This window comes from Arthrobacter sp. fls2-241-R2A-172, assembly GCF_030208885.1.
In the GTDB taxonomy this organism is placed as follows: domain Bacteria; phylum Actinomycetota; class Actinomycetes; order Actinomycetales; family Micrococcaceae; genus Arthrobacter.
In genome coordinates, this window is sequence record NZ_JARVTB010000002.1 from 323,412 (window position 1) to 337,569 (window position 14,158).

Sequence of the window (14,158 nt, forward strand, 5' to 3'; positions counted from 1 at the left end):
AGCTTTTATGTTCCATCCACGCTGAACCAGCCGGACAAATATCCCATTATACGCGGATCGGCGCTCCGTACTCAAAAGGGGCCGGACGCGACGAACGGCCAGCCACTGGGGCTGGCCGTTCGTCGCGTGTTGGCGCTGCGTTTACTCAGCGCTCCGGGACGGCGCCACCGGTGTAGTCTCGGCGGACTTGGCTTGTTCGTTACCGCCAAAGAGGCCAGCTACAGGAGACTCTCCCGTAGCGCCCCCGAGGGCACCGCCGATTCCCTTGAGTGCCTCGCCGACTTCGCTGGGAATGATCCACAGCTTGTTGGAGCTGCCCTCGGCAAGCTTGGGAAGCGTCTGCAGGTATTGGTACGCCAGCAGCTTTTGGTCCGGGTTCCCCTTGTGTATCGCGTCGAACACCTTCTGGATGGCCTGGGCTTCACCATCGGCCCGGAGGATAGCAGCCTTCGCATCACCTTCGGCGGCGAGGATAGCGGCTTGGCGCTGGCCTTCCGCTGTGAGGATCTGCGACTGCTTGGTGCCCTCGGCGGTCAGGATGGCCGCGCGGCGGTCACGTTCAGCGCGCATCTGCTTTTCCATCGAATCCTGGATGGAGTGGGGCGGATCAATGGCCTTGAGCTCGACCCGTGAAACGCGGATTCCCCAACGGCCTGTTGCCTCGTCCAACACACCACGGAGTTGGCCGTTGATCTGGTCGCGGGACGTCAGTGCCTCTTCGAGGTTGAGCCCACCCACCACGTTACGCAGCGTGGTAGTAGTCAGCTGCTCCACAGCCTGGATGTAGTTGGCGATTTCGTAGGTAGCCGCCCTGGGATCAGTGACCTGGAAGTACACCACGGTGTCGATCGAGACCACCAGGTTGTCTTCGGTAATGACCGGCTGAGGCGGGAAGGATACGACCTGCTCGCGCAGGTCAAGCAACGGCAGGAGCCGGTCGACGAACGGGATCAGGATGGTGAGTCCCGGATTGAGCGTGCGCTGGTACTTACCAAGCCGTTCAACGACGCCGGCGCGCGCCTGCGGGATGATCCTCACCGAGCGGACCAACACTATGATCACAAAAATGACGAGAACAATCAGCACAATTGCTGCTGCTGTTCCTCCTAAGCCGTCCATACATCTCCTTCGTTCCCCAATTGCGTGGTTTGATGCCGCTCTGCACGGGAGTCCCCGCCGGCCCGATAACCGGCAGGCGGGTGTCGCGCCCTAGAGCGGGCTGTTTTCGGCAGGCGTGGCGACCACTGCCGTCGCGCCGTCAATCCTCGTGACCTGGACTGTCTTTCCGGCGTCCAGGGTGCCGGCGGCGCTGCGGGCTGTCCAAACGTCGCCGCCTATTTTGACGAGTCCACTGGTGCCGGTAACGGCTTCAATGACCAAGGCAGGTTGTCCGATCAGGCGGTCGATGTTGGAACGCTGCTCTTCAGGCCCCTTGTGAAGGTGCCTCAGGGCAACGGGCCGCAGGAAGACGATCATCAAGAGGGAAACCACGCAGAAGACGACGATCTGCAGCCATAGTTCGGCACCGGCGAAGTCGGCGACCAATCCTGCAAGGGCTCCGCCGCCCAGCATGATGAAGAAGAGGTCGAGAGTCAGCATCTCCACCACTGCAAACGCGAGGAAGAGGGTGAGCCACAATGCCCACCAATTCTCGCCGAGCCATTCGAACATCGGTTCCCCCTTGGTCCCGGACCCCTTCAGGAGGGATCACAGTCGCTGTTCTTCCATCCTAGCCCGGCGCGCCCTCCCACGTCAGGACACGGTGAACACGCTGATCCGGAACATGGCGGTGGTGGAAACGGAACCGTCGAATGCGGCCAATTCAGCCAACTTCCCGTCCTTCAGGTGGTGCCCCGCGGGTCCCATATATGCAAGGTCCGCCATCTCCGGGCCGCGCAGCGTCAGGGCGATGTCCAGGTCCACACTGGACGTTGACGTGAAATGCCCACGCATGGACTCGGCGAGGCGTTCCGCTTTGCCTTCCTCGATGCCGAGCATGCCCGTGCGCTCGGCGATCCCGGCCAGGTGGCCAGGCCGAGGAGTCACTACCACCAGCGTCCCCCCGGGACGGAGGACACGGGCGAACTCCGCCGGATTCCTCGGCGCAAAGACCACCATGACGGCGTCCACGGTGTCATTGGCCAAGGGCAAGGGGCGCCAGATGTCCCAGACGAGGTTGGCCACCTCCGGATTCAGCCGGGCAGCCCTCCGAAGGGCGAACTTGGAGATGTCCAGGCCTACGGCAGAAGTGCCGGATCCCTGTATGGCCTGATGCAGGTAATGGCCCGTTCCCGTCCCAGCGTCAAGGACGAGGGACTCCGGCCCGTGGAGCACCGCCCTCACTGACTCCGCGACTGCCCCGGCAAGATCGTCATAGTGTCCCGCGTCAAGGAAACGCTGCCGTGCTGCAACCATGGCGGCGGAATCGGCTTCGAACACCGTCCCTTTGCCGGTCAGCAGGTTGAAGTATCCCTGCCGTGCCGCATCGAAATGGTGCCCGGACGGGCAAGTAAGGGTCCTTTGCGGCTTCTCCAGGAGCCGTAACGCCCCACGGCAGACAGGACAGCGAAGGGCCGCGACAGCATCAGGCAACATGGCTCCAATCCTACGGTGGGACGGAGTGTCTGGTGCCCTCGCCGCAACCGTCGGGCTAGGCTCACCAACGTGAAACCCGAGCAACTGCCTTTGCTGAACTCCGTGTCCGCGCCCGCCATCCACCCTGATGGCAGCAAAGCCGTCGTGTCCGTCACCAGGCCAGACTTCGACGCGGACAACTACGTCGGCCAGCTCTGGACGGTCCCGTTGGACAGCACCAAACATTCGCGCCGGATCACCCGCGGGTTCCGTGACACCTCCCCGGCGTTCTCGCCCGACGGACTGGTCCTGGCCTTCATCCGCAGCGAACCAGACGGTAAGCCGCAACTCTTCGTGGTGGAAGCGGCCGGCGGGGAGCCCCAGCGGATCACGGACCAACAGCTGGGAGTCTCCGGCTTCAGGTGGGCGCCGGACTCCCACCGCATTGCCTTCACCTCGCGCGTACCGGAGCAGGGGCGCTACGGAACGGTAGACGGCGTCGGTTCCGGAGCTGAGGACGCCCGCCTGGTCACTGCAAACCAGTACAGGATGAACGGGCTCGGCTATACCGCCGACCAGCGCCAGCAACTGTTCATCGTGGAGGTACCGGAGCTGGGCGGCGAACCGGCCGTCACCCCGCGGGGCAGGGCCGGGCACGAACAGCCGAAGAATCCATCCAAGGGAATTCCAGCGGCAAAGCAGCTCACGTTCGGCGATTCCGACCATGAGTCCCCATGCTTCTCCGCTGACGGCAGGGAGCTCTACTTCGTGGCGGCCCTCCATGAAGGGCACGACGACGACCTTGTCACCTCCGTCTACCGGATCGCCACTGATGGCGGCCAGCCGACCGCCGTCGAACCTTCCAACGCCGGACTCCAGACCGTTACGGACGTCCACGCATCCTCCGATGGGCAGTGGCTGTTCTATCTTGCGCAGGATATGGGTGACACGGGCCGGGACTTCGTCGCACGCAACACTGCGCTCCACGTCATGCCCGTCGGCGGGGGAGAGGCAGTAACCCTGACCGACGTCGAACATTTGGACGTGTCGGGACCGTTGGAGCCCAGTGGTCCTGACAGCGCGCTGGTCCTGAACAACGCGCTGGGCAGCGTTGAACTCTTGGAAGTGTCTGCCGGAGGAGCAATCACCCCGCTGGTGCACGGGGCCAGGGTCGTCCTTGGCGCCACGGTGGCAGCGAACGGTGAAATCGCGGTCAGCTTCTCCGACGCCGCCACAGTGGGCGACGTCGCAACCTTGGAACGCGGTGAAATCCGTCTCCTCACGGACTTCTCGGCCACACTCCGGAACGAGTCGCGGGTGATTGAGCCCCGGGAGTTCGAGGCCCACTCCGGCGATGGACACCCCGTCCAGGGTTGGGTTGTGCTGCCGGACGGGCCCGGTCCGCATCCGGTCCTCCTCAACATCCACGGCGGGCCCTTTGCCCAGTACACCGGAGCATTCTTCGACGAGGCACAGGTATATGCTGCCGCCGGTTACGCCGTGGTGATGTGCAACCCCCGCGGTTCGTCCGGCTATGGCCAAGCCCACGGACGTGCACTCAAGGAACGCATGGGCACCGTGGATATGCAGGACGTCCTGGCGTTCCTTGACGCCGCTTTGGCTGGCTTCGGCACCCTGGATAAGGAGCGGGTGGGAATCATGGGAGGCTCATACGGCGGTTTCCTGACCGCATGGATCATCGCGCATGACCACCGGTTCAAGGCCGCGATCGTTGAACGCGGATACCTGGACCCTGTCAGCTTCGCCGGTTCCTCTGACATTGGCTGGTTCTTCGGCGCGGAATACACCGGAGGGACGGCCGCACAGATGGCGGCGCAAAGTCCTAGGGCTGTTGTCACTGACGTCCGCACTCCCACCCTCGTGGTGCACAGCGAGAATGATCTTCGTTGCCCCATTGAGCAGGGACAGCGCTACTACTCGCAGCTCAAGGCGCAAGGGGTGGAGACAGCCCTGCTGGTCTTCCCTGGTGAGGATCACGAACTGTCCCGTTCCGGCACCCCGCATCATCGGAAGCAGCGCTTCGACCACATCCTTCGCTGGTGGGCGCGGTACCTTCCGACGGCTTCCAATCACCTGGCGTCATAGGACTTTGCAGGGGTTGAGGCCCCGCGCCACCACCTAGGGCTGGAAACCGAGGGTCCTGCGTGCTTCATCGATATCCGGGGCGGCCCACCGCGCTGAATGCTCCGCATTGCTGGACAGTGACCGTATCTCGGCCCGGTCCAGGTAGAGGGTTCCATGGAGGTGGTCTGTTTCATGTTGCACGATGCGGGCCTGCCAGCCGGAGAACCACTCTTCCACGGGCTCGCCGGCAGTATCGGTGTACCGCAACTCGACGTTCCGATGGCGTTTCACGACGGCTTGGTATCCGGCGACAGACAAGCACCCTTCGAAGAACGAGGCTGTCTCCGATCCCAGGGGCTTGTACGTCGGGTTGATGATGGCGAAGAACTCCAGCTGCTCCCGGTGCCGCACAGCGGCCGACGCCGGGTCAACCTCGTATTTGTCCTCAAGGACGGCCAGTTGAAGGGGGATGCCCAACTGCGGGGCAGCCAAGCCCACGCCCGGAGCGTCATGCATGACCTCACGCATCCGATCAACGAGTGCCAGCAACTCAACGTCGTCTATCTGGCCATCAAAGGGGGCCGCAACATGACGCAGGACAGGATGACCCGCCTGGACAATTGCCGGAAGCCCCTCTGCGTCAAGCAGCCTTCGGACAGCATCCCTGATCTGCGTGGGGTTGAAGTCGGTGGCGGGGCTGGGCGCCTCGGGATGAGGTTGATGCGTCATGCCTTTGAGCCTAACGCGGAAGTGTCCGCGACGGTGGGCTAGGCTCGACGGATGAGCCATTCCACTCCCTTGGACCAGGTCCTTGCCTTCGTCAGGACCGTAGAAGCCGGCGGCGGAGCTGCAGAACTGCGGCCGTTCCTCGCCGAGGACTTCACGCTCACCGAGTGGCCACACGCACTGTCCAAATCAGGTTCCACCCGCAACCTGGCCGAGACGCTCTCCGGGGCGGACCAAAGCAAGGACATCGTTGCCAAGCAAACATTCGACGTTGTCCGGACCACCTGCCAGGGTGACCGGGTCGTGCTCGAAATGAATTGGTCGGCCACACTGCTTCTTGACCTTCCCCACTGGGATCGCGGCGACACTATCCGGGCCCGCAGCACGGCCGTCTTCGAGCTCCGCGACGGGCTCATCATCAGCCAGGACACCTACGACTGCTACTACACCGCGCCGGAATAATCAGCGCATGGTGAAGCGCCGGTCCACCAGCGCTGCCACAGCAGGAAGCTCCAAGGCCGCAGCAAAAAGCCTGTTCCGGGTCTCCATGACGGCCGGGGGCAGCGGCCTGCCCAGCGCCATGTTCAAACCCGCCTGCCGCGAAGCCCGTAACGCTGTCCTGCGCCTGGTTACCTCAAAACGTGCAAGCCGACGCCCAACATCATTCCCCATAAGGGAAGCGTGCATTATTGGCGCGAGTTCCGCCGCATCCAGCCATCCCAGGTTCATGCCCTGCCCACCAATCGGACTGATCTCATGGGCGGCGTCACCGAGCAAGACCACCCGGCCGTGAACCATCCTCCGTACCAGGCGGGACCGTACTTCAAAGGCACTGATCATGGTGTTGCTGGCCGGGTCAAGCACCTCGCCGGTCCGGGCCCCCACCAGACCGGCAAGCCCGGCCGCCGTCGAGCCTTGATCCGGTTCACCCAACCGCACCACCCACCTTCGCACCCCGCCCGGCAGCGGAAACGACTCCACAATCCCTTCTGGTTCCAAATACAGCACCGCATCGGAGCCATGACAGGTGGCGTCAGAGAAGTCACCCATGATGTAGCTGTCCGGGTAGCCACGTGCCGGCAGTTCCGGCACGATCTGCCGGCGAACAGTTGAATGGGCACCGTCGGCGGCTACCACCAGGCGGGCGGTGAACTGTTTCTCCCCGGCGGGTATGGCCGCAGCCACCTCCACCACTCCTGAACTGTCCTCGACGAGGCTCATGACGTCGACCCCGCGGATGATCGCTCCAGGATCAAGGCGCACTACGGCCTCCTCCAGGACCTTTTCGGTGAGGGGCTGCGGTACGGCGAGGATAAACGGAAAGTCGGGATCGCCGGAGAACGGCAGTTCGGCCACCCGCTTTCCGCGGCTGTACGCAAGTCCACGACGGATATGAACTCCGGCCTCTGTCAGTTCAGCCGCCACTCCTGCGCGTGCCAGCTGGCCCAGCGCCGGGGGGTGGATGCCGATGGCGCGGGACCGATGGCTCCGGGCGGGCCGCCGTTCCAGGATCCTGACCGTATGCCCCTGTTGCAGCAACAAGGCGCCCATGAACAGGCCTACGGGCCCGGCGCCGACCACCACAACGTCAAGCATTTTCCGCCTCCGGACCAGCGCCTCCGGCATCGTAGACGAGGAGGCTGTGCCAAGGGCCGTTTGCTTCCACCGACCAGCTGCCAGGAACGGCGGACCGCAGTTCCGCACGGGTATAGCTGCGTTTGATGGACACCAGGCCGTCCCCGCAGATGTAGGAGCCGAGGCCCAGGGGCCAAAAGCCCGCCATGAACAGCAGGTAGGAGATATTGCTGCGTACCAGATCGTTGTGGAGGACGAGTCGCCGGCTCAGGAGCTCTGAGTCCCGTAGCACTCCGGCGAGCTGACCGGCGTCGAGGTGGTGAAGGATGTGGTTGGACATCACGACGTCGAAGGTCCGGCCCTCGGCTACCAGCTGGGAGCTGTGCGCGCGCCGGTAGGTGACACCCTCAACGTGGGGTGCATGGCGGGCGAATTCGTGCGCTCGAAGGTCTGGGTCGATCGCCGTCACCTCGAGCCGGAACCCATCGCGTTGTGCCCATCGCGCCAGGCTCCGGGCAACGTCACCGCTGCCGCAGCCGACATCCAGCAATGACACCGGATCCGTCGTGGACATCAAGGGCCGGATCCGTTGCACATAGGTGCGATGCCAGCCGGACAAGAGACTGTTGACCACCGGAAAGCGCGCGTAAGTCCGGTTCAGGCGCACGGGATCGCAATCCGGCCTGTCCATTTCCTCTACGGCCTGCAGGTCCCTGTCCTTAAGGGAACCCCACGGGCTCACAGTGCGGGGGAGACCAACGTGAAAAGGCCTGTCTCCACCGTCAGGCCGGGACCAAACGCCATGGAGCAGATACGTTCCTCGCGTTCAGCCGCATCCCGTTCCAACATGTACTTCAGGACGAACAGGACGGTGGCGCTGCTCATATTGCCGTACTCCCGCAGCGTCTCACGGGCCGGGACCAACTGCTTCTCGGTGAGTTCGAGCTTGGACTCCACTTTGTCCAGGATGCTGCGTCCGCCGGGGTGAATGGCCCAGTGCGTTATGTCGCGGTAAGGCAGGCCGGCCAGCTGCGGCTCCTTGGCCAGGAGTGGCTCCAAGGCTCCCGTGATGTGTTCCTCGATGATGTGGGGAACATAGGACCCCAGCACCATTTCGAACCCTTCATCGCCGATGTTCCAGGCCATCGCTTCCTCGCCCACCGGGGTGAGGACCGTCTCGAAGTGGTCCAGCCTGATGACAGGATCAGGACCTTCCGGTTCACGGGCCGTGACGATGGCAGCGGCAGCTCCATCGCCAAAAATGGCCGACCCCATGATCGTGTCGGGATCATTGGAGGTCCTTACGTGCAGCGAACAGAGTTCCACGCAGATCACCAGGACCACAGCCCCCGGATCGGCCTCGCAGAATTGCTTTGCCGCCTTGAGCGCGGGGAACGCGGCGTAACAGCCCATGAAGCCCAGGTGATAGCGCTGTACCGATGGGCTCAGACCCAATGCCCGGACCACTTTGTAATCCGGTCCAGGGTTGAAGAACCCCGTACAGGAAACCGTGATGACGTGGGTGATGTCGTCCAGGTCAATGCCCGCAGCCTGGGCCACCGCGGTCTTGCCGGCTTCCACGAAGAGCTTGGTGGCCTCCGTGGCGAAGATCTCGTTGCGGACCTTGGTGCTCGGGCTGAGCACCCTGTTCGTTTCCGGATCAAAGAACCTGGGATTCTCGGGATGGGCGTCAAGGCTCAGTTCTTCCACGGCCGTGTACCGGGTGTCGATCGCGGCGGAGTCAAAGCAAGTGGAGACGAGCCGTGTTCCCAGCCGGGTCAGGCCCGGTTGGGACGCAAAAACTTCCCGTGCTTGTTGCTGGATCAGGATAGTTGGCGGAACTGCGGTTTCTAGGGACCTCACATATACCGGCATGCTTCATTCTTAGCGAGTAAACCGTGGAAGACAATGGCAGAATCGAAGCTACTGGCCGAGGCTGGCAAGTGAGAGCCAGGGGCGCCAACGGGGGACTGTTGGGCAACGCCGCCTAACAGATGGAGAAATCATGAGTATCGCCACGGGCACGCACACATCATCTCCCGCGTCGCACGTCGCCGACACCCACGATCTGATCAGGGTCCAGGGTGCACGTGAGAACAACCTGAAGGACGTCACCATCGAGATCCCGAAGCGCAGGCTCACGGTCTTCACGGGTGTCTCCGGCTCCGGAAAGAGTTCGCTCGTCTTCGCAACCATCGCCGCGGAGTCCCAGCGAATGATCAACGAGACGTACAGTGCTTTCGTGCAGGGCTTCATGCCGTCCCTGGCGCGGCCCGACGTCGACATGCTTGAGGGCCTCACAACGGCGATCATTGTCGACCAGGAACGGATGGGCTCCAATCCGAGGTCCACGGTTGGTACGGCCACTGATGCCAATGCGATGCTCCGCATCCTCTTCAGCCGCCTCGGCCACCCGCACATCGGTTCGCCCAACGCCTACTCCTTCAACGTGCCAACGGTGAAAGCCAGCGGCGCCATCACCGTGGAGCGCGGGGAAGGCAAGACCAAGACGGAAAAAGCTACCTTCAACCGGCTGGGTGGCATGTGTCCCCGGTGCGAAGGCATGGGATCTGTCAACGACTTCGACCTAACGGCCCTGTATGACGACACCAAGTCACTCAGCGAAGGGGCGCTCACCATCCCGGGTTACACCATGGACGGTTGGTACGGACGCATCTTCAGCGGTTCGGGCTTTTTCAACATGGACAAGCCGATCGCCAAGTTCACTAAAAAGGAACTCCACGACCTTCTCTACCGCGAACCCACAAAAATCAAGGTTGAGGGAATCAATCTCACCTACGAAGGCGTGATCCCCAAGATCCAAAAGTCGATGCTCAGCAAGGACGTCGACGCCCTGCAACCACACATTCGCGCCTTTGTTGAACGAGCCATTACTTTCACCACCTGCCCCGAGTGTGACGGCACCAGGCTCAGTCCCGAGGCCCGGTCGTCGAAGATCAAAGGCAAGAGCATCGCTGATGTCTGCACCATGCAGATCAGCGATCTCGCCGATTGGATCCGGGGAATCGACGAGCCCTCTGTTGCTCCGCTGTTGAAGGGCCTCCAGCACCTCCTGGACTCCTTTGCCGACATCGGCCTTGGCTATCTTTCCTTGGATCGCCCGGCGGGAACCCTGTCCGGGGGCGAGGCGCAGCGGACCAAGATGATCCGCCACCTGGGATCCTCCCTGACAGACATCACGTATGTTTTCGACGAACCAACAATCGGTTTGCACCCGCACGACATTGAACGCATGAACCAACTCCTGCTGCAATTGCGGGACAAGGGCAACACCGTTCTTGTTGTGGAGCACAAGCCCGAAACCATCGCCATTGCCGACCACGTGGTCGATCTTGGACCCGGTGCAGGCAGCGGTGGAGGGTCCGTTTGCTTTGAGGGCGACGTTGAGGGGTTGCGGGGGAGCGACACGATCACGGGTCGCCACCTCGATGACCGGGCTACCATCAAGGCCTCCGTTCGTCCCGCATCCGGCAAACTCGAAGTCCGTGGCGCGTCCACCAACAACCTCAAAAATGTCGACGTCGATATCCCCTTGGGTGTCCTCTGCGTCTTGACCGGCGTGGCTGGTTCGGGCAAAAGCTCGCTGATCCACGGCTCAGTTGCCTCGCGTGACGGCGTCGTGGTGATCGACCAGGGCGCCATCCGGGGTTCACGCCGAAGCAACCCGGCTACGTACACGGGCTTATTGGAACCGATTCGAAAGGCGTTCGGGAAAGCGAACGGTGTGAAGCCGGCGCTCTTCAGTTCCAACTCGGAAGGCGCATGCCCCACGTGCAACGGTGCCGGCGTCATCTACACCGACCTTGGCGTCATGGCTACCGTCGAGTCGACTTGCGAGGAATGCGACGGGAAGCGCTTCCAGGCAGCCGTCCTCGAATACACCCTCGGTGAGCGCAATATTGCAGAAGTGCTTGCAATGTCCGTCGTGGACGCCGAACGCTTCTTCGCCGAGGGTGACGCCCGCACTCCTGCCGCCCACAAAATCCTCAACCGCCTCGCCGACGTCGGACTCGGTTACCTAACGCTCGGGCAGCCGCTCACTACGTTGTCCGGCGGTGAGCGCCAGCGGCTCAAGCTGGCCACCCAGATGTCCGAGAAGGGCGACATCTACATTCTTGACGAGCCAACTACCGGCCTGCACCTGGCCGATGTCCAGAACCTCCTTGGCATGCTTGACCGCTTGGTCGAGTCCGGCAAATCGGTCATTGTTATCGAACACCACCAGGCCGTCATGGCACATGCCGACTGGATCATCGACCTTGGCCCGGGTGCAGGGCACGACGGCGGCAGGATTGTTTTCAACGGAACGCCGGCTGACCTGGTGGCCGCCAAGGGGACGCTGACGGGGAAGCACTTGTCGGCCTACGTGGGTGCCTGAGCTCTTGGTCAGTTCGCTGGTACGTCCCTTCGTCAGGAGCCCACGGTGCTTGCCGTCTCCCAATCGATGTGGTGGTGATACAGCCAGTCGAAATTGTCAGCGGACTTGCGTGAGAGGGCACGGAATACCAGCGGCAGGGCCAGGTCCTCGAACACCCGCTTGAATTGGCCCCTGATCTTCGGTGCTGCATTCCGTCGCCCCCACTGGACCACCAGCTCCGCCCGGTTCCTGCGTTCGGCTTCGTAACGGGCCAGGGCTTCAGGTATCGGCTCCGGCCCGGCGCCACGCAAGGCGCGCCCCAACGTGACGGCGTCCTCTATGGCCATGGACGCTCCTTGTCCGGAGGACGGCGAGGCCGCGTGGGCGGCGTCTCCCACCAGGACCATTCTTCCGCGCCACCAGCGCGGGATGCCCGGAAAGTCGGAGGTCCTATACGGCCGGATGACGTCCTCAGTCGCGGCAACGATCGCAGCCATGGGGGTGCGATCGCGTTCCACGAGCTGTGTCAGCCACGCTTTGCGGGCCCCGGCATCCAAAGTGGCAGGATCTTCCGAGGACCGTTCCAGCGGGTTGGCGAACCACCACACCCGCCCGTCGGGATCCCGCATGTAGCAATAGAAACAGCGCTTTCCAAAAACCATCTTCATGCGGCCAACCTCCACATCGATCGTCCCCGGAGGGAGGACTCCGGCTGGCACGATGCCGCCGGTGTTGAGCAGCGGAATGCTCCTGGGCGCAGGGGAGGAGGGGTCGATGAGGTCCCTCACCTTCGAGTTGAGTCCATCGGCACCGATCAGGACGTCTCCGGCGGCTGAGGTTCCGTCGGCGAAAACTGCGGTCACGCCGTCGGGCCGTTCTTCCACCGCGGTGAGCCGTTTGCCGTAGACGATGCCAATGCCGCGTCGGCTGGCCTCTTCACGGAACATGCCGTATAGCTCCGAGCGGGTCATGGTTCGGGCGGTGGTGCCGTCCGGCAAGGAGCCGCCATAGTCGAAGTCGATGAGGTGCTTCCCGTTGCTGCCCAGGTACATGGACATCAGGGGAGTGGGGAAACCCAAGCGACAGGCGTCGTCTTTGAGGCCAAGTGTTTCCAACGCGTCAAAGCCGTTGACGGCAACTGTGAGGAAGCCGCCAATACCGTCGGAGGGTGCGTCGTAGGCTTCAAAGATGACCGGCCGATGTCCGGCTTTCTGTAGTGCAATTCCGGAGGCCAACCCGGCGATCCCAGCTCCAATGACCAAACAGTTCATCATGTCGCGCTCCATTTTATTTCGTTCGGACAAACGAAATATATCGCTGGGGCGTGCAGAGAGCAATCCTTTCGGGAAAACGAAATAACTTGCTAGCCTCGTCGCATGGAATCCGAAGCCAAGCACAGCGCCCACCGGCAAGCCCTGATGGAAGCGGTTTTCACCTCCGGAAGGGAGCTTTCGACGGCCGCCGTCATGTTCCACACCAAGCTGTCCGAGCTGCGCGGGTTGTCCGCCACGGAGGGAAAAGCCATTGATATCCTGTTGCGCTTTGGGCCCATGACAGCAGGGGAATTCGGACAGCATTCAGGGTTGGCGCCTGCCTCAGTCACCGGTCTCATGCAACGGCTGGAGGCCAAGGGAGTCGCCAGAAGGGTCCGGAGCGACGAGGACAAACGAAAGGTACTGATCGAGCTGATCGGCGACCAGGTCACCGCTGCGACACCGTATTTCGTCGACTTCATGGACGGACTCGGGCGCCTTCTTGAGGGGTACAGCGACGACGAACTGCGGACCATCGCCGACTACTCAACCAGAGCTGCGAAGATCCAGAAGAAAGCCGCGTCGCGCTTGGGCAATCCGGGAACTGCCGGGACCTAAGGGCACCCACTTCCGGCTCTCGACATTAAGTGCCGATAATCTACATTATGTAAAGTAAAGATGAATCGGGGCTCCCCTCAGTCACTAGCCATAGCCTCGTGGATCTCCTTGAGATCCTGCAATGCTTCATGGCAGCGACGACACACGGCCACGTGGTGATCGAGCCTTTGCCGCGCGGCCCTATGAACAGCGTTCCTGACGAACTTGCCCAAATGTCGGGAAAAATCGATGCATGGATCGTCCGGCGATACTTTCACATGTTGTTGGAGATACGCCTGCCGGAGCCCTTCACGCGCCCTGATAAGCAGCGAAGAAACTCCATTGGGGCTCAGTTCCATGACCCGCGCGGTTGCCGCAGGTTTCAGGCCTTCAACTTCCACGCACCACAGGACCGCCTGCCATCGCACAGGTAACGAGTGGAAGGCCCTCATCAGGGTCGTGGATTCGAAAGCTTTGATGGTCGAGTCCTCGCTGAGAACCAGGGAATCCATGGCGCTGCCGTAACCAAGCGTTGCACGTCGTCGGCCCTGGATGTTGCGCCGATGTGCAATTCGCCTGACAGTTGTCGTCAGGTACGCCTGGAACGACTCGCGGGGCCCGCCTCCTTTGGCCAGTGATCCAAACACCGAGCCAAAGGCTTCTGCCACGACGTCGTCCGGATCGTTGCCGGGGTCGCACTCCGCGCGGGCCACGTAACCGGCCACCGCCAAGTGGCGACGGTACAGCCCGGCGAACGCCGCGAGGTCCCCCCGACGTACAGCGGACACCAACAAGGCATCGGACCAGCTTCCATCGGCCGGATGCGCAGCCCCACCTCTCCCCCACGCTTTCCGTACGTCGGCGGCATGAGCCTGCGCAGTGATGGCAGCCGGGTCGGCGGTTTGAGTGGACATGAGATGGGCCTTTCAGTGGGGCGGCCCCAAACCTAGGCAATAGGTGGTTGAATACA

The 14,158-nt window shown here is 62.6% G+C and carries 13 protein-coding genes; 4 read left to right on the forward strand and 9 right to left on the reverse strand.

The features are described from left to right. Positions 1-141 precede the first annotated feature (141 nt). From QRM57_RS04340 to QRM57_RS04350, 3 genes are all read right to left on the reverse strand, one after another. The gene (locus QRM57_RS04340; protein ID WP_257368065.1) at positions 142-1,119 is read right to left on the reverse strand and encodes an SPFH domain-containing protein; all 978 of its coding nucleotides are present in this window, start codon (positions 1,117-1,119) and stop codon (positions 142-144) included. Between the two features lie 90 nt (positions 1,120-1,209). After that, positions 1,210-1,671 (reverse strand): NfeD family protein, encoded by a 462-nt coding sequence (locus tag QRM57_RS04345; RefSeq protein ID WP_257368064.1) that lies wholly within the window; start codon positions 1,669-1,671, stop codon positions 1,210-1,212. A gap of 81 nt (positions 1,672-1,752) precedes the next feature. Beyond that, entirely contained in the window at positions 1,753-2,595 is an 843-nt protein-coding gene (locus QRM57_RS04350) for a putative RNA methyltransferase (protein ID WP_284985711.1), read from the reverse strand. Between the two features lie 69 nt (positions 2,596-2,664). On the opposite strand from QRM57_RS04350, the gene QRM57_RS04355 reads away from it, so the two are divergent. After that, on the forward strand, positions 2,665-4,680 hold the full coding sequence (locus QRM57_RS04355; RefSeq protein WP_284985712.1) for a S9 family peptidase: 2,016 nt from the start codon (positions 2,665-2,667) through the stop codon (positions 4,678-4,680). 33 nt (positions 4,681-4,713) lie between these two features. Here QRM57_RS04355 and QRM57_RS04360 read toward each other — a convergent pair whose 3' ends face one another. Continuing rightward, positions 4,714-5,388: a peptide deformylase gene (locus tag QRM57_RS04360; protein WP_284985713.1), complete on the reverse strand. Its 675-nt coding sequence runs from the start codon at positions 5,386-5,388 to the stop codon at positions 4,714-4,716. A 51-nt stretch (positions 5,389-5,439) separates the two neighbouring features. On the opposite strand from QRM57_RS04360, the gene QRM57_RS04365 reads away from it, so the two are divergent. Next, the gene (locus QRM57_RS04365; RefSeq protein WP_284985714.1) at positions 5,440-5,847 is read left to right on the forward strand and encodes a nuclear transport factor 2 family protein; all 408 of its coding nucleotides are present in this window, start codon (positions 5,440-5,442) and stop codon (positions 5,845-5,847) included. Here QRM57_RS04365 and QRM57_RS04370 read toward each other — a convergent pair whose 3' ends face one another. The 3 genes from QRM57_RS04370 to QRM57_RS04380 are packed head-to-tail and all read right to left on the reverse strand — an operon-like array spanning position 5,848 to position 8,835. Then, positions 5,848-6,981 (reverse strand): FAD-dependent oxidoreductase, encoded by a 1,134-nt coding sequence (locus QRM57_RS04370; RefSeq protein ID WP_284985715.1) that lies wholly within the window; start codon positions 6,979-6,981, stop codon positions 5,848-5,850. Continuing rightward, positions 6,974-7,651, reverse strand: a complete 678-nt coding sequence (locus QRM57_RS04375) for a class I SAM-dependent methyltransferase (RefSeq protein WP_502868617.1) — start codon at positions 7,649-7,651, stop codon at positions 6,974-6,976. The genes QRM57_RS04370 and QRM57_RS04375 overlap by 8 nt, the downstream gene beginning before the upstream one ends. Positions 7,652-7,698: 47 nt before the next feature. Continuing rightward, entirely contained in the window at positions 7,699-8,835 is a 1,137-nt protein-coding gene (locus QRM57_RS04380) for a type III polyketide synthase (protein WP_284985717.1), read from the reverse strand. A gap of 130 nt (positions 8,836-8,965) precedes the next feature. On the opposite strand from QRM57_RS04380, the gene QRM57_RS04385 reads away from it, so the two are divergent. Further along, on the forward strand, positions 8,966-11,359 hold the full coding sequence (locus QRM57_RS04385) for an ATP-binding cassette domain-containing protein (protein ID WP_284985718.1): 2,394 nt from the start codon (positions 8,966-8,968) through the stop codon (positions 11,357-11,359). A gap of 32 nt (positions 11,360-11,391) precedes the next feature. On the opposite strand, the gene QRM57_RS04390 is transcribed toward QRM57_RS04385, so the two are convergent. Next, positions 11,392-12,612: an FAD-dependent oxidoreductase gene (locus QRM57_RS04390; protein WP_284985719.1), complete on the reverse strand. Its 1,221-nt coding sequence runs from the start codon at positions 12,610-12,612 to the stop codon at positions 11,392-11,394. Between the two features lie 102 nt (positions 12,613-12,714). Between QRM57_RS04390 and QRM57_RS04395 the strand changes: the two genes are divergently transcribed. Further along, the gene (locus tag QRM57_RS04395; protein ID WP_284985720.1) at positions 12,715-13,209 is read left to right on the forward strand and encodes a MarR family winged helix-turn-helix transcriptional regulator; all 495 of its coding nucleotides are present in this window, start codon (positions 12,715-12,717) and stop codon (positions 13,207-13,209) included. Positions 13,210-13,286: 77 nt separating this feature from the next. On the opposite strand, the gene QRM57_RS04400 is transcribed toward QRM57_RS04395, so the two are convergent. After that, positions 13,287-14,102, reverse strand: coding sequence for an RNA polymerase sigma factor (locus tag QRM57_RS04400; RefSeq protein ID WP_284985721.1), 816 nt, complete (start codon positions 14,100-14,102; stop codon positions 13,287-13,289). Positions 14,103-14,158 lie beyond the last annotated feature (56 nt).

What these genes read in the sequence shown, in the direction of transcription:
- QRM57_RS04340 (WP_257368065.1), bottom strand. Translation starts at nt 1,119, where the DNA reads ATGGACGGCTTAGGAGGAACAGCAGCAGCAATTGTGCTGATTGTTCTC.
- QRM57_RS04345 (WP_257368064.1), bottom strand. Translation starts at nt 1,671, where the DNA reads ATGTTCGAATGGCTCGGCGAGAATTGGTGGGCATTGTGGCTCACCCTC.
- QRM57_RS04350 (WP_284985711.1), bottom strand. Translation starts at nt 2,595, where the DNA reads ATGTTGCCTGATGCTGTCGCGGCCCTTCGCTGTCCTGTCTGCCGTGGG.
- QRM57_RS04360 (WP_284985713.1), bottom strand. Translation starts at nt 5,388, where the DNA reads ATGACGCATCAACCTCATCCCGAGGCGCCCAGCCCCGCCACCGACTTC.
- QRM57_RS04365 (WP_284985714.1), top strand. Translation starts at nt 5,440, where the DNA reads ATGAGCCATTCCACTCCCTTGGACCAGGTCCTTGCCTTCGTCAGGACC.
- QRM57_RS04370 (WP_284985715.1), bottom strand. Translation starts at nt 6,981, where the DNA reads ATGCTTGACGTTGTGGTGGTCGGCGCCGGGCCCGTAGGCCTGTTCATG.
- QRM57_RS04375 (WP_502868617.1), bottom strand. Translation starts at nt 7,651, where the DNA reads ATGGACAGGCCGGATTGCGATCCCGTGCGCCTGAACCGGACTTACGCG.
- QRM57_RS04380 (WP_284985717.1), bottom strand. Translation starts at nt 8,835, where the DNA reads ATGCCGGTATATGTGAGGTCCCTAGAAACCGCAGTTCCGCCAACTATC.
- QRM57_RS04385 (WP_284985718.1), top strand. Translation starts at nt 8,966, where the DNA reads ATGAGTATCGCCACGGGCACGCACACATCATCTCCCGCGTCGCACGTC.
- QRM57_RS04390 (WP_284985719.1), bottom strand. Translation starts at nt 12,612, where the DNA reads ATGATGAACTGTTTGGTCATTGGAGCTGGGATCGCCGGGTTGGCCTCC.
- QRM57_RS04395 (WP_284985720.1), top strand. Translation starts at nt 12,715, where the DNA reads ATGGAATCCGAAGCCAAGCACAGCGCCCACCGGCAAGCCCTGATGGAA.
- QRM57_RS04400 (WP_284985721.1), bottom strand. Translation starts at nt 14,102, where the DNA reads ATGTCCACTCAAACCGCCGACCCGGCTGCCATCACTGCGCAGGCTCAT.